General features: G+C 66.1%; 17 protein-coding genes. 7 read left to right on the top strand and 10 right to left on the bottom strand.

Features of this window, described 5'->3' with window-relative positions; genetic code table 11:
- Positions 1–7: 7 nt before the first annotated feature.
- From IEW98_RS02545 to IEW98_RS02525, 5 genes are all read right to left on the bottom strand, one after another.
- Positions 8–325 (bottom strand): hypothetical protein, encoded by a 318-nt coding sequence (locus IEW98_RS02545; RefSeq protein ID WP_188761329.1) that lies wholly within the window; start codon positions 323–325, stop codon positions 8–10.
- Positions 325–1,062: a queuosine precursor transporter gene (locus IEW98_RS02540; protein WP_188761328.1), complete on the bottom strand. Its 738-nt coding sequence runs from the start codon at positions 1,060–1,062 to the stop codon at positions 325–327. Before IEW98_RS02540 ends, IEW98_RS02545 begins: the two co-directional genes overlap by 1 nt.
- A 37-nt stretch (positions 1,063–1,099) precedes the next feature.
- Positions 1,100–2,116, bottom strand: a complete 1,017-nt coding sequence (locus IEW98_RS02535; protein ID WP_188761327.1) for a DNA topoisomerase IB — start codon at positions 2,114–2,116, stop codon at positions 1,100–1,102.
- Positions 2,117–2,217: 101 nt separating this feature from the next.
- Positions 2,218–3,993 (bottom strand): tachylectin-related carbohydrate-binding protein, encoded by a 1,776-nt coding sequence (locus IEW98_RS02530; RefSeq protein ID WP_188761326.1) that lies wholly within the window; start codon positions 3,991–3,993, stop codon positions 2,218–2,220.
- Positions 3,994–4,140: 147 nt separating this feature from the next.
- Entirely contained in the window at positions 4,141–5,346 is a 1,206-nt protein-coding gene (locus IEW98_RS02525) for an alpha/beta fold hydrolase (protein ID WP_188761325.1), read from the bottom strand.
- Between the two features lie 179 nt (positions 5,347–5,525).
- Between IEW98_RS02525 and IEW98_RS02520 the strand changes: the two genes are divergently transcribed.
- The 7 genes from IEW98_RS02520 to IEW98_RS02490 all read left to right on the top strand — a co-directional run bounded on the left by IEW98_RS02520 (position 5,526) and on the right by IEW98_RS02490 (position 13,401).
- On the top strand, positions 5,526–5,894 hold the full coding sequence (locus IEW98_RS02520) for a BlaI/MecI/CopY family transcriptional regulator (protein ID WP_188761453.1): 369 nt from the start codon (positions 5,526–5,528) through the stop codon (positions 5,892–5,894).
- The gene (locus IEW98_RS02515) at positions 5,891–7,222 is read left to right on the top strand and encodes a M56 family metallopeptidase (protein WP_188761324.1); all 1,332 of its coding nucleotides are present in this window, start codon (positions 5,891–5,893) and stop codon (positions 7,220–7,222) included. The genes IEW98_RS02520 and IEW98_RS02515 overlap by 4 nt, the downstream gene beginning before the upstream one ends.
- 72 nt (positions 7,223–7,294) lie before the next feature.
- Entirely contained in the window at positions 7,295–8,560 is a 1,266-nt protein-coding gene (locus tag IEW98_RS02510; protein ID WP_243450510.1) for a Y-family DNA polymerase, read from the top strand.
- A gap of 222 nt (positions 8,561–8,782) precedes the next feature.
- A complete protein-coding gene (locus tag IEW98_RS02505; RefSeq protein ID WP_188761322.1) occupies positions 8,783–9,889 on the top strand; it encodes an Rv3169 family protein in 1,107 nt (368 codons plus the stop codon).
- Entirely contained in the window at positions 9,886–10,944 is a 1,059-nt protein-coding gene (locus tag IEW98_RS02500; RefSeq protein ID WP_188761321.1) for a phosphotransferase family protein, read from the top strand. The genes IEW98_RS02505 and IEW98_RS02500 overlap by 4 nt, the downstream gene beginning before the upstream one ends.
- 67 nt (positions 10,945–11,011) lie before the next feature.
- Positions 11,012–11,935: an oxygen-dependent tRNA uridine(34) hydroxylase TrhO gene (gene trhO / locus IEW98_RS02495; RefSeq protein WP_188761320.1), complete on the top strand. Its 924-nt coding sequence runs from the start codon at positions 11,012–11,014 to the stop codon at positions 11,933–11,935.
- A gap of 98 nt (positions 11,936–12,033) precedes the next feature.
- Entirely contained in the window at positions 12,034–13,401 is a 1,368-nt protein-coding gene (locus IEW98_RS02490) for an L-serine ammonia-lyase (RefSeq protein WP_188761319.1), read from the top strand.
- 1 nt (position 13,402) lies between these two features.
- On the opposite strand, the gene IEW98_RS02485 is transcribed toward IEW98_RS02490, so the two are convergent.
- The 5 genes from IEW98_RS02485 to IEW98_RS02465 form a co-directional block, all read right to left on the bottom strand.
- Entirely contained in the window at positions 13,403–13,801 is a 399-nt protein-coding gene (locus tag IEW98_RS02485; protein ID WP_188761318.1) for a PIN domain-containing protein, read from the bottom strand.
- Positions 13,791–14,021, bottom strand: coding sequence for an AbrB/MazE/SpoVT family DNA-binding domain-containing protein (locus tag IEW98_RS02480; RefSeq protein ID WP_188761317.1), 231 nt, complete (start codon positions 14,019–14,021; stop codon positions 13,791–13,793). The genes IEW98_RS02485 and IEW98_RS02480 overlap by 11 nt, the downstream gene beginning before the upstream one ends.
- Positions 14,022–14,085: 64 nt before the next feature.
- Complete coding sequence (gene dxs / locus IEW98_RS02475; protein WP_371870734.1) at positions 14,086–15,993, bottom strand: 1-deoxy-D-xylulose-5-phosphate synthase; 1,908 nt, start codon at positions 15,991–15,993, stop codon at positions 14,086–14,088.
- Between the two features lie 146 nt (positions 15,994–16,139).
- Positions 16,140–16,607, bottom strand: a complete 468-nt coding sequence (locus IEW98_RS02470; RefSeq protein ID WP_188761315.1) for a Fur family transcriptional regulator — start codon at positions 16,605–16,607, stop codon at positions 16,140–16,142.
- 50 nt (positions 16,608–16,657) lie between these two features.
- Positions 16,658–17,023 (bottom strand): MerC domain-containing protein, encoded by a 366-nt coding sequence (locus IEW98_RS02465; RefSeq protein ID WP_188761314.1) that lies wholly within the window; start codon positions 17,021–17,023, stop codon positions 16,658–16,660.
- Positions 17,024–17,030: the final 7 nt, after the last annotated feature.

Raw genomic sequence — 17,030 nt, 5'->3', positions numbered from 1 at the left:
ACGCGGGTCAGCGGCGCTGCAAAAGCTGCGTCCAGCGTGCGAGCAGGGTGACTGCGGTCGGCCAGAGCAGGGTGTTCCAGACGTCGTGCCAGTTGGCGTAGAATATCTGTGGGGATTTCACGCGGGCGGTGTCGATAATGTCCCAGATCTCGCCGCCGACCGCGAGCGCCAGCGCCGCCAGCCAGGGGCGGCCGCCGCCGATCGGCCAGCGCAGCACCAGCGCCGCCGCGAAGAATGCCGCGAGGCCGATGTGGATATGCAGCGCATCCTTGTCGAGATGGGTCACGCCCATCATCGCCAGCTTGGCGTCCTGCAGCATCGACATCAGACGCCAGTCCTGAACGGGCTGAAATCGGTTTTCGTGTCGAAGACGTCGAGGCCCTCGGCGCGCTTGAAGAAGGCGATGACGCGGTAGGTGACGGGGGTGAGGACGACTTCCCACAGGACCTTGAGCAAATAGTTGGTGAACATCACGGCGACGACGAGCTTTGTCGGCCAGACGCCCAGGAATGCCACGGGGTAGAAAATCAGGCTGTCGACCCCCTGCCCCACCACCGTCGAGCCGATGGTGCGGGTCCAGAGGTGCTTGCCGCTGGTCAGCACCTTCATTCGCGCCAGGGTGAAGGCGTTGGCCATCTCGCCGGCCCAGAACGCCAGGATCGAGGCGAAGAAGATGCGCGGCACCTGGCCGAAGACTTCGGCGAGCGCCGGCTGCCCGGTCCAGGCGGGGGACGGCGGCAGGCTGACGACCACCCACGCCATGCCGGCTGCGAAGATCGAAGCGGCGAAACCGGCCCAGACGACGCGCCGGGCGCGGGCATAGCCATAGACTTCGGTCATCACGTCGCCGAGCACATAGCCGAGCGGGAAGAACAGGATACCGGCGCCGAAGGTGACAGCGCCCAATAACGGCAATGTCACTTGCGCGGGTTTGCCGGCGCCGATCAGGTTCGAGCAGATCAGGATGGTGACGAACGCCGCCATGACGAAGTCGTAATAGCGCAGCTGGCGCCCGGCGAGCGCGCCGGCGTCGATAGTGGTGATGGGGGGTTCGATGTTCATGTTTGCCGACCTTAGCGGCTGGCCGGACGGTGGCAAATCAGACCGATTCGAGAAAGCCGATCAGGGCGCGCTCGTCCTTGCCGAGATCGCCGCCGAACTTGCCGGCCAGCGCCCCTGCCCGCCAGCCGCTGAATACGCCGGGATGGATATAGGCGGCACGGCAGACCGTCGGCGTGTTGCGAAGCAGCCCGGCGGTGTCCTTGACGGTGCTGACGATGGCGCGTTTGGCCTCGGCGTCGGACAGCGGCGGGTCGGCGACCGCCAAACTGCGCGCCGCGGCCAGCGTGGCGGCCCAGGTGCGGAAGTCCTTGGCGGTGATGTCGGCGCCGCTGATCTCGCGCAGGTAATCATTGACGTCGGACGAGCCGAGCTGGTGCGTTTCGCCGTCCTCGCCCACATACTGGAACAAGCGTTGCCCGGGCAGGTCGTGGAGCTTGCGGATGACGGTCAGCACGCGGCGATCGCCGATTCGGACGTTGTGGCGGATGCCGCTCTTGCCCTTGAAATCGAGGCGGACGGCGGCGCCGTCGGGCTTCAGGTGGCGGTTGCGCAGCGTCGTCAGGCCGAAGCTTTTGTTGGTGCGGGCATATTCGTCGTTGCCGACGCGCACGAGCGTCTGTTCGAGCAGGCGGACGATGGTCGCCAGCACGCGCGGGCGGCTGAGGTCGCGCTTGGCAAGATCGCGTTTGAGCGCGGCGCGCACATTGGGCAGGGCGCGCCCGAATTCGGCCATGGCAGCAAACTTGGCATTGCCCTGGAAGGCGTGCCAATCGGCATGATAGCGATATTGCTTGCGGCCCCTGGCGTCGCGCCCGGTGGCCTGGATATGGCCGAGCGGATCGGCGCTGATCCAGACATCGGTATACGCCGGCGGTATGGCAAGCGCGGCGATGCGCTTGAGGGTTTTCGCGTCCTTGACCGCGCGACCCGCCGGGCCGGTATAGGCAAAGCCATCGCCGCTGAGTTTGCGGGTGATGCCGGGATCGTCATCGTTGACATAATGGAGGCCCGCCTTGCGAGCGAGGGCGGCGTTTTCTGGAATCGGGCTTGTCATTGCCGGGTTGAACCAGACGGCGGGCGCAACGGTTCCGTTCAAGCGGCGAGTTGATGACAATACGTGTGCCGATGGCGCGATCGCCAGCCACGCGTCCCAGGTCAACCGATCGGAGCAGGCGACCGGCTCATCAGCGTTATCACCTGCTTGTAACCGCCGACTCCAAAGGCAACAGGGACCGGATCGATCCACCGGAACACACCTGTTTCCCAACCCAGGTGAACATAGCGCATGAGCGTGCCGTCGGCATGTTGAGCGTAAATGACGCCGCCATCGGTTGCAAAGACGTCGCGGAAGTTTTGCCAGCCGGTTCCGACCGGACGCGGCCCCTCCCAGACGTTCGTGCCGGTCCTGAAGCCCTTGTGACGGTGCCACATCAGCTGGCCATCGGCAGCCACGCCGTACACGACGCCCTCGTTCGCCGAGAAGAGACGCACATATTTTGCAAAATCGGAGTGGACGACGAGCGGCCCGGACCAGGCGTTGGCAGCGACCCCGGTTGTAACCCCATCGTGCCTGAGCCAGGTCAGTCCGCCATTGCCGAAGGCGTCGCTGTCGTCCAGCCGGTACAACACCCGGTCACCCCCGGGGGTCACCGACAGGATCGACGGATTTGTCCAGCCGAAGGTGATATCGCGAGGGCCAGTCCACCGGGGTCCGCCGTCATTGAAATCATCGTGCGTCCACCATTGCAGGACGCCGTCCCTGCGCAGCGCATATATATCATTGCCGCCACCCGGAAAGATCTTGAGATAGTCCTGAAAGCCGTTGTGGGTCCTGATCGGCCCCTGCCAGTTTGCCGGCGTACCCGGTGCACCCGGGGGGGCCTGGCGATACCAGTCCAGGCCGCCGTCGTGCCGCAGGCCGTAGAGCACGGCGAGCGCCGGCGTCGGTGACATGACGAAGCGCCCGACGAAGGGCTCGCGCAGGCTGCCGGTGTCCCTGACACGGCGCATCATGCCGCCGAGCTCGGTGAGGACCAGTACGCCCTTCTCGCCTTCGATATCCTCCTCATCGGACTGGCCGATGTCGGGATTGACCGTGCACAGCACCGACGGTCCCTGATCGGCAAGCTGGATGGTAACGTCGCGGATATTCGTGGAGCGGCGCTCCATCACGTTCTCGCACACGATGCCGAAGATGCATTCGCCCCTTGCGGCGAACTTGTTGAGCGGGAACGGCCGGCAGGTGATCCGGGCGCGGATCATTTCGGCAAAAGTCACCGGGGGGTCGTTGAGCTCGTCCCAGCCGTCACGCGTCAGCACGGCGGCAATGTGGCGGTCGAGCGTCTGGTCATAACGGCGCTCGACAGTTGCCGGGTCGCCCTTGGTATCCATGTCGATCGCGACGAGCAGCGACATCAATGCATTGGCATAGAGCGGCAGCGCGAGGTGCGACTTGAAGTCGGGTAGGCGGATATCGACGTGGTCGCGCACGAAATTACCATCAGCGTCGAAGTCGCGGGTGATGCCGATATCGGTCCACTCCCAGATATCGGGCTCGTCGAGAAACCGGTTTGCCAGCGCCACCGCATCGAATGCGAGAAGTGTGCGCTCCTTTGCGTCCGCCGAATCGAGCAGGATGCGGACCGCAATCCGCTGCAACTCCCGGCCAAGTGTCATCAGCTTGTCGACATGCCGCTCGTTCTCGATCTTGACGATGCGCCGGGCATGCACATCGAGACGCCGATTGACCTCCTCGAGGGCGGCGACGAGCGCATCGATCTGCTTTTGAAGGGCGGCGAGCGCCTGTTCCGTCGGCGTGGACCGGCCGAAATTGTGCGCGAACTCGAAGACCGGAATCGCCGTCTTGATCACCGTTCCATAGACCGGAATGACCTCCACGATCGTTTCAAGCGTCTTGGTCTGCTCACCCATCTCGGGTCTCCCGCAACGATGGGCGACGATCGCACATCTGCGGTCCGATGTCCGAGGCTATTCAGGTTAGCTCGAGAAACATTGGCTGATTTGACAAGCGCTTCCGCAAGCTCGGCAGTCCTCCAATTCGCCAACAATTGTGATCATTCAGATCCGCCGGCAATCGTTTGGCGCTGGCCGACCGGCAAAGCGGTCCGCAATCCAGGCGAGGGTATCGCCCGCTGAATCCCTCGCACTTGTCGCATGTCCCGCCCCGCTGATCGTCAGATACCGCAGCCGCGCGCCTGAACGACATTGCGCCCTGGCATATGCGCGCGTCACTTCGGGCTCGACCAGATCATCCTTTGGATTCTGGGCGATCAGCATCGGCACACCGAAATCAGTGGTGGAGGGGCTGTTCAGTCTCGCCAGCCGTGCCCAGGGTTGAATCACGCCAAGGTCCTTGTCCTTGAGGCGGGTCTGCACCGTCAGAATTCCCGCCATCATGAGAAACTTCGGCTTGGCTTCCAGTTCGATGCAATTGTTCTGCGCCAGTCGCGTCATGATGCGCTGCGTCTGCGGCCCGCCGAGCGTCGCCAACGGCGCGCCGTAGTGATTGGCCCAGCTATGGCCGATGAAGGACGTCATCAACGCCCCCACTGCCTTGTTCGGAACCTGCCGCACGTTCTCGGTCAGATCGGTCGTCGGTGCTGCCGCTGCAACGCCGACCAGCTGCAGGTCAGGCGCATATCGACGCGCGAGCTGACCGGTCCAGAGTGCGGCGTGCCCGCCCTGGGATTCGCCCCAGACGGCGAAGCGATTGCCGGCGGCCGCGCCCGGGATCGAGCGCGCCGCGCGAACGGCATCGAGCACCGAGCGACCCGTATCCTGCCCGACGAGATAGGGATGCACACCCTCGCTGCCCAGCCCCGGATAGTCCGGTGCCACCACAACGTAACCCTTGCCGACACCGTCCAGCCCCGGCGAATGGGTCCAGAAAGCGGGACTGAACGACGGCGCGCAGCGTTTGGCTATGCCCGAGGTGCCGTGTGTCCAGGCCAGCACGTTGCGCGGGTGGGTGGGGATTGCTTCACGCGGTGCCACGACCATGCCGGTCACAAGCGCCAGGCGATTCCTGGCGTCGGTTGTCCAAGAGGTGATTTTCCACGCCTGGGTGCCGGGCGGTGTCTGGGTGACCGGCTGCGCGGAAACAAGTTCACCGGCGCGCTGCGCGAAGGCGGCGGTCGCGCCAAGGGCGATGCAGATTGCCGCGGCGCCCGATATCCACTTCATTCCAGTCTCCACCACGGCCTCTTGCAGATGCGCTCTTAGAGGAAACAATGAACCGGGTCGAACGGCAACGATAATCTGCAAGGCGTTGCGATGCCGCTGCCGGCGACGACTTCACCCAAGCCGCGCGTTCGCCGCAGACGGAACCATTGCGCGCTCGGTCGGTCCAGCCGGCAATGACAAACCAGATCCCGGGCAACGCCGCCATGTTGACTACACGCGTAGGCATGGTAACTACGTGTGTAGTCGATTCGGAGAAGCGGGTGATGGAACGGATCAGCGAGGCGGAGGCGGCGGTCATGGCGGTGCTGTGGGACGCCAGTCCGCTCAGCGCGCAGGACGTGATCAAACGGGCGCCGGCCGAGCGCGGCTGGTCGGCCAACACGGTCAAGACATTGCTGGCGCGGCTTGTCGCCAAGAACGCTGTCGCGCACGAGGAAGACGGCAACCGCTATCTTTATCGGCCGCTGGTCGCGCGCGGCGATTATGTCGACGGCGAATCGCGGCGGCTGATCGACCGGCTGTTCGGAGGGCGGTTGACGCCGCTGGTGGCACATCTCGCCGAACGCGATGCCCTGAGCAACGAGGAAATCGCCGAGATCGAGGCGCTGCTCAAGGGCCTCAAGTCATGACGGCGTTGATCGCCTGGGGCGAGGCGGCGCTGATCGGATCGGCAGCCTTGATGCTGTTCGTGCTGCTCGTCCGCGCGCCGGTGCGCCGCCTTGTCGGCCCGCGCCTCGGCTATGCTTTATGGGCGCTGCCGGCGCTGCGGATGCTGCTGCCGCCGCTCCCCGCCGACCTGCTGGCCGGGCTGCCGCTGGCGGGCGTTGCCGGTGGCGGCATGTCGATCCTGTTCGCTGGGCCGCTCGGCGTTTCGGGGCCGGGCGAACGGCTTGCATCGGCGCCGCTCGGCGAGATGCTGCTGATGGTCTGGCTTGCCGGGGCGTGCGCCGTGTTTGCGACCTATGCCGTGCGGCATTTTCGCTTCTGCCACCGATCGCGCGTCGATGGCATCGTCCAGGACCGTTTCGGCACTATCCTGATCATCGCCGCAGACGTCGACGGGCCGCTGGCCTTTGGCGTGTTTCGCCGCTTCATCGCGGTGCCACGGACGTTCTGGCGCGACTATACCGCCAGCGAGCGCGACCTCGTGATCGCGCATGAAATCGTCCACCACCGCCGCGGCGACCTTGTAGCCAATTGGGCGTCGCTCGTGGTGCTCGCCGCGCATTGGTGGAACCCGGTCGCCTGGGCGGCGGTCCGGGCATTTCGCGACGACCAGGAATTCGCCGCCGATGGGGCGGTGCTTGCCGGCCGGGAAGCCGGCGCGTTGCCGCTTTATGCCCATGTTCTTGCCAAGGCCGCGGGGATCGGCGCGTTGCCCGTGTGCAATTTCAACACGCGCTCCAACCTGAAAGGAAGATTGATGATGCTCGGTCAAAAACCCCGCTCGAAGCGCCGCCTCGTGCTCGGCGGGGCTGCTCTCGTGCTCGTTAGCGGCACGGCACTCGCCGCGACCGTCGCGGACGCGAGCGCAGCATCCGGCACGGGAACGGGTACGCAGGCCGTGACACTGGGCGTAAAGCCCGACGGTTCCGGCGGCTTCACGCTGATCGTCGGCGGCCGGACCGTGGCGCCGGGTGCGGCCCTGCCCGGCGGCAAGACCCTGCCCGGCGATTTTACAGCGCCGGCTGGATGCAGCCTGAAGCCGACGGCGAAACCTTCTGCGATGGTCATCAAGGGCGCGGGGACGACGCAGACCTATACGGTGATGTGCGCAAGTGCGGCGCCCGCCCCGGTCCGCGCGACACTCGCCGAAGGGCTCGCCAGCCTGAACACGATGCGCGCGTCGGTGGCGACGCAAGCGGCGAGCCCGGTGTTCCCCGAAGCCGAGCGCGCCCATGCCCTTGGCGCGATCGACAGGTCGATCCGCGAGGTCGAGGCGACGCTCGCCGGCTGATCGGGCGGAACACCGTCGCGAGATGACTGCGGCGGTGTTCCTCTTTCGTTCTGGTCGTGCTAGCCTATGCCGATGAGCGAGTCGGTGCCCCTTCGCTGGTTGTATCTCGACCTCAACAGCTATTTTGCGAGTGTCGAACAACAGCTCGATCCGTCGATCCGGGGCCGGCCGGTGGTGGTGGCGCCGGTGCACACCGATTCGACCAGCGCGATCGCGGCGAGTTACGAGGCCAAGGCGTTCGGCATCCGCACCGGCACCAAGATCTACGAGGCCAAGGCGCTGTGCCGCGACCTGGTGATCGTGCCGGGCCAGCACGAAGAATATGTGCGCTTTCATCACCGGATCATCGAGGAGGTCGGGCGCCATGTGCCGGTGACGGCGGTCTGCTCGATCGACGAGGTGGCGTGCCGGTTGATGGACAACGAGAACGGCATCGCCGAGGTGACGGCGCTGGCGGCGCGGATCAAGGCGGGCATCCGGGCGAATGTCGGCGAGTGCCTGACCTCGTCGATCGGCGTGGCGCCCAATCGCCTGCTGGCCAAGATGGCGGCCGACATGAAGAAGCCCGACGGGCTGACGATATTGCCGGCCGAAAGCCTGAAGGCGCGGCTGTCGGCGCTGCCGCTGTCGGACATTCCGGGCGTCGGGCGCAACATGGAGCGGCGGCTGAACGCGGTCGGCATCGTAGACATGGCGCGGCTGCTGGCGCTCGACGAACGCGAGGCGCGGCTGGCGTGGGGGAGCGTGTGGGGCGAGCGCATGCACTGGCTGCTGCAGGGTGCCGACCTCGCCGAAACGCCGACCGAGCGGCGCAGCATCGGGCATAGCCATGTGCTGGGGCCGGAAAAGCGCACGCCGGAACGGGCGCGGCTGGTGGCGCGGCGGCTGCTCGCCAAGGCCGCCACGCGCTTGCGGCGGGCGCAGAACCGGACAAAATTGCTCGGGTTGTCGGTGAAGGCGGAGGATCGCGGGGTGGGGAAATGGTCGGCAAGCGTGCGGATGCCGCCGGTGATGGACACGGTGACGTTGCTGGTGGCGCTGGAGGGGCTGTGGCGGCGGATGCTGGGCGAATTCGGCGCGCGGCGGCTGCTCCAGGTCGGGGTGACATTGAGCGAGCTGGGTGATGCTGATGCGGTGCAACTGCATCTGTTCGAGGCGAGCATGGATGCGGGGTCCGAAGTGCGGCGGCTGGCACTGTCGCGGGCGATGGACCGGGTGAACGAGCGCTTCGGGCGCGATGCCGTGACGATGGGGCATGATGCACTGGGGGCAGCGCGGTCTTCGGGGCCGCGGATTGCGTTTACAAGGATCCCGGAGCTGGCGGAGTTCCACGAATAGGGTTTTCCTCCCCCTGGAGGGGGAGGCGACTCGCGCTACTTGGCGCGGCGGGTGGGGGTGTCGCCCCGCGCCGACTGGGGACCACCCCCACCCGGGCCGCGAAGACGCGTCTCTCGCCTCCCCCCTTGAGGGGGAGGACAAGCGGGAGGGCTGGCTATTGTGGCAGGCGACGTTGGGCCTCCCGGCGCTTCTGTTGCGGCAGCCGAGTGGAGGGCCGTTGCCATGTTGACCAAAGCCGATGATTTTCCGGTGCACCAGACGCCCGAGCCGATTGCGTTCGCCGGCACCGATCGCAATTTCTACGATCGCTATTTTTTCAATGGTTACAGCCCCGACGGCAGCGTGTTCTTTGCCGCTGCGATGGGGTTTTATCCGCAGCTCGGGATCATCGACGGGGCGTTTTCGCTGGTTGTCGATGGTGTGCAGCACAATGTCCGCGCGTCGCGCCACAGTGTCGGCGGGGAGCGGCTGGACCTGTCGGTGGGGCCGATGCGGGTCGAGATCATCGCGCCGTTGCAGCAGCTTCGGGTGACGCTCGAGGATAACGACAGCGGGATTTCGGCGGTGCTGACCTTTGACGCACGCCACGCGCCGATCGAGGAGCCGCGATTCACGCGGCGCAACGGCACGCGGTTGTTCATGGATTACACCCGGATGACACAGAACGGCGGCTGGTCGGGAACGATCCGGCGCGCCGGCGGGACGATTACCATGCCGCCGGGGTCGATGGGAACGCGCGATCGCAGCTGGGGCATCCGCCCGGTCGGCGCGCCCGAGCCGCAGCCGCCGCCGGCGGGGAATTTCAGCCAGTTTTTCTGGCTGTGGACGCCGTGCAATTTCCCCGGCCATGCGGTGTTCGCGCATACCAACGACGATGCCGCCGGACTGCCGTGGAACCGGCGTGCGGTGGTGGCGAAACTTGCCAAAGACTCCAAGGCCGCTGAGACGGTCGATATCGATCATGTCGAGCTGGCCCTAAGCTATGCGCCGGGTGGCCGGCGTGTCACCGAGGCGCGTATCGGGCTCGGCGATCGCGGCGAGTTTATCGTGCGGCCGAGCGGCGGGCGCTTCTATATGCACGGGCTGGGCTATACTCATCCCGAATGGAGCCATGGCATGGACCATGGGCCGCTGGCGGTGGCGCACGACAGCATCGACCTGGCGGCGATGGACGATAATGCACCGGGCAACATGCACTTGCAGGCGCTGTCGGACGCGGTGCTGCGCTGGGACGGCGAGGAGCATCATGGCCGCGGCATCCTCGAGCAATTGCTGCTCGGGCCGCACGCGCCGAGCGGCTTCAGCGGACTGCTGGACCCGGCTGGATGATCCCGGTTTCGCCGGCGGAATTCGGCAACGACTGGCTCGAACGCGTGCTCAAGGCGCCGGTGGGATCGCTGCGCGGCATGAGTGCGGCGCCGGTTGGCACCGGGCAGATGTGCGACAGTTTCCGGCTGACGCTCGATTGGGATGGCCATGCCGGGCCGGCAACGGTTATCGCCAAATGCCCGAGCCACGACGAAAAGAGCCGTTACATCGCCGGTGTGCTCGGCAATTACGACAAGGAAGTGCGCTGGTATCGCGAACTGGCAGGGATGAGCGCGGTGTCGAAGCCGCACTGCTATCACGCCGAGATCGCCGATGACGGCGTGACGTTCGCGCTGTTGCTCGGCGATTGCGCGCCGGCGGTGCAGGCCGACCAGGTTGCCGGCGCCGGAGCGGAACGGTTGCGGCCGGCGATCGGCGAGCTGGCGGCGCTGCATGCGCCATTCTGGAACGGCGATACCGCCGAGCGCCATCCGTGGCTGGCGAAGGACACGCGCGCCATGATCGAGGCAGCGCTGCCGGCGCTGGCGGAGGGTTTTGCCGAACGCTACCAGGGGCGGCTGGCGCCGGATATCCTTGCCCTGGCACGGGCGCTGGCGGCGAATATCGGGGCGTATCTGAACCGCGAAGCGAGTGCCTGGAGTGTCGTCCACGGCGATTTTCGGCTCGATAATTTGCTGTACGCGCCGGACGGCAGGGTGTTCGTCGTCGACTGGCAGACCGTCGGCATCGGCTGCCCGTTCGCCGATGTGGCGTATCTGGTCGGCACCAGCGTCGCCGACCCCGATGAGCGGGCGGCGATCGAGGCGGGGCTGTTCGACGATTATGTCGAGGCGCTGGCAAGCCACGACGTCGTGCTCGATGCGGCGGCGCGCGCGGCGGGGTGGCACGACTACCGGGTCAATGCGCTGGCCGGCGTGCTGATGGCGATCTTTGCGTCGATGAACGTCGAACGCACTGTGCGCGGCGACGAGATGTTCGCGGTGATGGCCGAGCGGCCAGCGCGACAGGCACTGGCGCTGGGCAGCCTGGAACTGATCGACGGCAAGGCGCACTGAAGAGCCGGCTGCGGTGGGATCGCCGGGCGACGTTGCCCCGGCGGACTGCGGGGTTTACGACGGCGCCATGAGCCAGATCGAGGATTTTTGCGTTGCCGCGCTGTACCGGTTTGCCGACCTGGCGGATTGTGCCGAACAGCGCGGACCGCTCGAGGCGCTGTGCCGGGCGCAGGGTGTGCGGGGCACGATCCTGCTGGCGCCGGAGGGCATCAACGGCACGATCGCCGGACCCGATGCGGGGGTGGCGGCAGTGCTCGGCCATATTCGCGCCCTGCCCGGCTGTGCGAAACTCGATGTAAAATATTCGCGCGCGGCGACGATGCCGTTCCATCGGACGAAAGTGCGGGTGAAACGCGAGATCGTGACAATGGGCAGGCCGCAGGTCGATCCGCTTGCCGCGGGTGTGCATGTGGCGGCGGAGGACTGGAATGCGCTGATCGACGCGCCGGGGACGATGGTGATCGATACGCGCAATGATTATGAAGTCGCGATCGGTAGCTTTGCCGGCGCGGTCGACCCGGCAACGCGGACGTTCCGAGACTTTCCGGCATGGTTCGAAGCCAATCGCGCGGCGGTGATGGCGGCACCGCGGGTGGCGATGTTCTGCACCGGGGGCATTCGCTGCGAGAAAGCGACGGCGCTATTAAAGGCCGAAGGCGTGGAGCAGGTCTTCCATCTGGAGGGCGGGATCTTGCGGTATCTCGAGACGGTTTCGCCGGAGGAGAGCCGGTGGCAGGGTGAGTGTTTCGTGTTCGACGAGCGGGTCGCGGTGGGGCCGGGGTTGGCGCCGGGTCGCCATGAGCTCTGCCGCGGGTGTCGCATGCCGGTGGGGCCCGAGGCGCGGTCGTCACCGCAGTATGTCGAAGGAATCGCCTGCCCGGCCTGCCATGACGCGCGCGACGCGACGCAGCGGGCGGGATATGCGGAGCGGCACAAGCAGGCCTTGCTGGCAGCGGCGCGGGGCGAGGCGCATGTAGGGCGCGAGAGGTAGCGGCTAGTCTGTCTTCCCGGGCTCGACCCCGTCTTGTCGGCAGAGAAGCAACTGGGTCCGGGGCGAGCCGGGGATGACAAACAAGGACTGCACCTCCCATGCCATTCAGCGTTTTCGAACTGTTCAAGATCGGCGTCGGGCCGTCGTCGTCGCACACGATGGGGCCGATGACCGCGGCGGCGGATTTCGCAGCGCGGGCGGCGGGGTTGCGGCCGGCGCGGGTGATGGCGGAATTGTTCGGCAGCCTGGCGTTGACGGGCAAGGGACATGCGACCGACGGCGCGGTGATTTTGGGACTGTGCGGGGAGCGGCCCGAGGCACTCGATCCGGACCGGGCGGCGGTGCTGGTGGCGCGGGTGCGGGTGGCCGGTGCGTTGCCCTTAGCGGGCGGCGCGGAGATCGTGTTCGACGAGGGGCGCGATTTGCTGTGGCACCAGCGGCGGCGGCTTTCGCACCATAGCAACGGGATGATATTTACGGCTTTGGATACAGATGGTGCGGTTTTGCTGGCCGAGACGAGCTATTCGATCGGCGGCGGGGCGGTGGTCGGCGAGGCGGAGATTGCGCGCAATGCGCCGCCGTCGGCATTGCTCGACCTGCCGTATCGTTATGCGACGGGGGCGGAATTGCTGGAGCGCGCCGGGACGGCGGGGATCTCGATCGCCGATCTGGCGCTGGCGAATGAACTGGCGGCGCTGCCCGAGGCGGAAGTGCGATCGCGGTTGGCGGCGATCCGCGCGGCGATGTCGGATTGCATCGATCGGGGTTGCCGGACCGGGGGTGAGTTGCCGGGCGGCTTGAAGGTGGTGCGGCGGGCGCCGCTCATATTGGCGTTGCTGCGCGAACGGCAGGAACGCATGCTGGCCGATCCCTTGTCGGTGATCGATTGGGTGAATTTGTGGGCGTTGGCGGTCAACGAGGAGAACGCCGCCGGCGGCCGGGTGGTGACGGCGCCGACCAATGGCGCGGCGGGAATCGTGCCGGCGGTGCTGCGATATTATGAGCGGTTCGCGCCGGGGGCTTCGGTGGCAGGGTCGGATACATTCCTGCTGGCAGCGGCGGCGATTGGGGCGTTGTTCAAGGCAAATGCATCGATTTCGGGGGCCGAGGTCGGCTGCCAAGGGGAGGTCGGGGTGGCGTGCTCGATGGCGGCGGCAGGGTTGACGGCAGCGCTGGGCGGCAGCAACGGCCAAGTCGAGAATGCCGCCGAAATTGGCATGGAGCATAATCTGGGACTGACATGCGATCCGGTTGGCGGGCTGGTCCAGGTACCATGCATCGAGCGCAATGCGGTGGGGGCGGTAAAGGCAATCGAGGCGTCGCGGCTGGCGATGCTGGGCGATGGCACGCACCGGGTAAGCCTCGACCAGGTCATCGAGACGATGCGGCGGACGGGCGCCGACATGGGCGAGAAATACAAGGAAACATCGCTCGGCGGGTTGGCGGTGAACGTGGTGGTTTGCTGACTCAGGCAAACGGGTTGCGGATAGTGAGGACGGATTCGACGGTCAGGTCGTGGTGCATGTCCTCCGACCAGAGTGTGTCGCAGTGGGCGGCGATGGCGGCCGCGACGATCATGGAGTCGTAGATCGCGAAACCGTGGCGTTCGGCAAGGCGGAGGCCGTGATTGTGGATGGCTTCGGTGACGGGGGTGATTGTCAGCAATTTGCGGAAGGGCAGCAGGAGGTCGCGCGTTTCGACCCAGGTCAAATGCATCTTGCGCCGCGCGACATTCGCGACTTCGTTGAGCACCTGAGCACTGACGGTGCCACCGCGCACGATCAGTGCCTCGGCACGGTCTGCCTTGTCGTCGTCGCTGGAGGCTGAATAGAGGAGGATATTGCTGTCGAAGAAGCTACCGGGCATTTGCTTCTTCGCGGTCGAACTTCCAGTCCTTCGGCAGGCGCCCACGGAACTTGTCCAGACGCGCCAGCCATTCCTGTGGGGTGGGCTCACGTTCGATCGCGACCGTTTCCATGCCGGCGGCGATGATGTTGATTTCGTCGCCTTCTTTCAACTCGAGAAGCTCGACGACCACAGCGGGAATGCGAATGGCGAGGCTATTGCCCCATTTGGCGACCTGCATGACGGGCTCCGTGGATATACGTTCAAAGTGAAGTATATCACGGCGCCGCGCCGGGACGCAATGATCAGGCCCGCGCACCCTCGATCAGTCCGACGCTGTTGTGGCGCAGTGCTTCAAGGACCGATTTGACGATGGCCGGGGCATCCAGCCCGGCTTCGGCGTATTGCCTGGCCGGCGAATCATGGTCCTGGAAGATGTCGGGCAACCGCAACGTGCGGACCTTGAGGCCGCCATCGGTCAGGCCCTCGTCGCTGAGCCAGGTCAGGACATGCGAACCGAAGCCGCCCGAGGCACCTTCCTCAATGGTGACCAGTACCTCGTGGGTGGCGGCGAGATGCCGGATCAGGTCGTGGTCGAGCGGCTTGGCGAAGCGCATGTCGGCGACGGTGGTGCTGAGGCCCTTGTTTTCGAGTTCCTCGGCGGCCTTGAGAGCGTCGCCCAGCCGCGTGCCAAGCGACAGCAGCGCGACAGTCTTGCCTTCGCGAACGATCCGCCCCTTGCCGATTTCGAGGCGCGTCGGCGTCGCGGCAATCTTCACGCCGGTGCCTTCGCCGCGCGGATAGCGCACCGCGATCGGGCCGGCGTCGTACAGCGCCATGGTGTGAACCATGTCGGTCAGCTCGTTTTCGTCCGCCGCCGCCATCACCACCATGTTGGGCAACGTCGTCAGATACGCGACGTCGAACGCCCCGGCATGGGTGCAGCCATCGGCGCCGACGAGCCCGGCGCGGTCGATGCCGAAGCGAACCGGCAGGTTCTGGATGGCGACGTCGTGCACGACCTGGTCGTAGGCGCGTTGCAGGAAGGTGCTGTAGATCGCGCAGAACGGCCGCATGCCCTGTGCGGCAAGTGCGGCGGCGAAGGTCACGGCGTGCTGCTCGGCGATGCCGACGTCGAAGCTGCGTTCCGGAAAGGCGTTTTCGAACCGGTCGACGCCGGTGCCCGATGGCATGGCGGCGGTGATGGCGCAGATGGTGGGGTCGCGGCGCGCCTCGGCGACCATCGCGTCGCCGAAGACGTTCTGGTAGCTGGGTGCGGTCGGTGCCGCCTTGGCCTGGGTGCCCGAGACGACATCGAATTTCTGGACGCCGTGGTATTTGTCGGCGGCGGCTTCGGCAGGTGCGTAGCCTTTGCCCTTTTGCGTCACGACATGGACCAGGATCGGACCTTCGGCAGCGTCGCGGACGTTCTCGAGGACCGGCAGCAAATGCTCTAGGTTGTGACCGTCGATCGGGCCGACGTAGTAGAAGCCGAGCTCCTCGAACAAGGTGCCGCCGCCCTGCGCGAACCCACGCGCGTATTCATCGGCGCGGCGCGCGGCCTTTTTCAGCGGCGGCGGCAGCGTCTTGCGGGCGATCTGCTTGACCGCCTCGCGCATGCCGAGGAACGACCGCGACGACAGCAGCCGCGCCAGATACGCCGACAACGCACCGACCGGCGGTGCGATCGACATGTCGTTGTCGTTGAGAATGACGACAAGGCGATTGCCGGCCGAATAGGCATTGTTCATCGCCTCGTACGCCATGCCCGCCGACATGGCGCCGTCGCCGATGACGGCGATCGCCTTGCCGGGCTGGTTCTTGAGCTTGTTGGCGACAGCGAAGCCGATGGCCGCCGAAATCGAAGTCGACGAATGCGCGGCGCCGAACGGGTCGTATTCGCTCTCGGCGCGCTTGGTGAAGCCCGATAGCCCACCGCCCTGGCGCAGCGTGCGGATGCGATCGCGGCGGCCGGTCAGAATCTTGTGCGGATAGGCCTGGTGGCCGACGTCCCAGATCAGCCGGTCGCCGGGCGTATCGAAAACGTAATGCAGTGCGACCGTCAGCTCGATGACGCCAAGACCGGCGCCAAGATGTCCGCCGGTCGTCGACACTGCATCGATCATCTCGATCCGAAGTTCGTCGGCGAGCTGCCGCAGTTCTTCGTGGCTGAAGCGTTTCATGTCGGCCGGAATATTGACCGTGTCGAGCATCGGGGTGGGAGGTCGTTGTGTCACCAAGGTCCGCCGGTTTTGTTGAGTCTTGATGACAGCGTTACCCTGTAACCCCGCAACTGTCGATGTATGCCGATGCCGCGGGATTTTGCTCCTGTGCGCCCGCCAGAGGCCCTTGTGGCCCGTCAGGGGCACGTGGCACAGCGGCCACGCACCTCGATCACGGGCTTCTCGGGCCGGAAGCCGGTGGCCACGGCGGTTTCGCGAATGCGCGCCGACAACTGGTCGTCGTCGACGTGGGTGGCGCGGCCGCAGGTGTCGCAAACCAGGAAGATACAGTCGTGCAGGCAATCCGGATGCGCGTTGGCGAGATAGGCGTTGGCGCTTTCGACGCGCATGGCGACGTTCTTGGCGACGAACAGATCGAGGATGCGATAGACGCTGTTGGCCGCGACGCGCCGCCCCTGCGCCGTGCTCACCGCGTCGGTGACGTCATAGGCGCTTGCGGGTTTGTCGAACGAAGTCAGGGCGTTGAACACGGCGGCGCGCATGGCGGTCCATTGCTCGCCCGACGCCGTCAAGGCCCGCTCGGCAGCGACCGCAAGCGGCGCACCGGTGCGGTTGGCATGATCATGATCGTGCGTGCTGGCCATGGCTCACGATATCGGCGCTACTGTGCGTCCCCGCAAGCAGCACGGCGCGTTTAGCCGCGCGCTGCCCGCAAATTCCACAAATGCGCCCCGCCGAGCAGCGAGACCCCGGCCACCGACAACATGATCTCGGTGCTGCCGCCATGCCCCGCGAAAACCGAAATCGCCATCAGGCCGATGCCGAGCGCGCCGAGCACGGCAACCCCGGCCTGGCCATGGACGAGGACGCCGCGCCACAAGGCAAACCCCGCCAGTGGCAGCGCCAGCGCGAGGCCGATCAGATGGACGTCATGCCCGAGCCAGCCGCTCGATGCGGCGAAGATCGTCGCTAGCAGCGTGCCGCCGAGGCAGTGCACGATACACAGGCCGGAAAGGGTCATCGCCGACTTGTCGAGCAGGCTGGAGAAACGCTTGGGCATGACTGCG

It is taken from the genome of Sandarakinorhabdus glacialis (genome assembly GCF_014643455.1).
GTDB classification, from domain to species: Bacteria; Pseudomonadota; Alphaproteobacteria; order Sphingomonadales; family Sphingomonadaceae; genus Sandarakinorhabdus; species Sandarakinorhabdus glacialis.
The sequence above is the reverse complement of the archived record's forward strand: the minus strand, read 5'-3'. Positions and strand labels throughout refer to the sequence as shown.

Coding starts and splice junctions, on each gene's coding strand:
- IEW98_RS02505 (WP_188761322.1), top strand. CDS start 8,783: ATGTTGACCAAAGCCGATGATTTTCCGGTGCACCAGACGCCCGAGCCG.
- IEW98_RS02465 (WP_188761314.1), bottom strand. CDS start 17,023: ATGCCCAAGCGTTTCTCCAGCCTGCTCGACAAGTCGGCGATGACCCTT.
- dxs (WP_371870734.1), bottom strand. CDS start 15,993: ATGCTCGACACGGTCAATATTCCGGCCGACATGAAACGCTTCAGCCAC.
- IEW98_RS02545 (WP_188761329.1), bottom strand. CDS start 325: ATGTCGATGCTGCAGGACGCCAAGCTGGCGATGATGGGCGTGACCCAT.
- trhO (WP_188761320.1), top strand. CDS start 11,012: ATGAGCCAGATCGAGGATTTTTGCGTTGCCGCGCTGTACCGGTTTGCC.
- IEW98_RS02510 (WP_243450510.1), top strand. CDS start 7,295: ATGAGCGAGTCGGTGCCCCTTCGCTGGTTGTATCTCGACCTCAACAGC.
- IEW98_RS02485 (WP_188761318.1), bottom strand. CDS start 13,801: ATGCCCGGTAGCTTCTTCGACAGCAATATCCTCCTCTATTCAGCCTCC.
- IEW98_RS02500 (WP_188761321.1), top strand. CDS start 9,886: ATGATCCCGGTTTCGCCGGCGGAATTCGGCAACGACTGGCTCGAACGC.
- IEW98_RS02530 (WP_188761326.1), bottom strand. CDS start 3,993: ATGGGTGAGCAGACCAAGACGCTTGAAACGATCGTGGAGGTCATTCCG.
- IEW98_RS02540 (WP_188761328.1), bottom strand. CDS start 1,062: ATGAACATCGAACCCCCCATCACCACTATCGACGCCGGCGCGCTCGCC.
- IEW98_RS02515 (WP_188761324.1), top strand. CDS start 5,891: ATGACGGCGTTGATCGCCTGGGGCGAGGCGGCGCTGATCGGATCGGCA.
- IEW98_RS02490 (WP_188761319.1), top strand. CDS start 12,034: ATGCCATTCAGCGTTTTCGAACTGTTCAAGATCGGCGTCGGGCCGTCG.
- IEW98_RS02535 (WP_188761327.1), bottom strand. CDS start 2,116: ATGACAAGCCCGATTCCAGAAAACGCCGCCCTCGCTCGCAAGGCGGGC.
- IEW98_RS02480 (WP_188761317.1), bottom strand. CDS start 14,021: ATGCAGGTCGCCAAATGGGGCAATAGCCTCGCCATTCGCATTCCCGCT.
- IEW98_RS02470 (WP_188761315.1), bottom strand. CDS start 16,607: ATGGCCAGCACGCACGATCATGATCATGCCAACCGCACCGGTGCGCCG.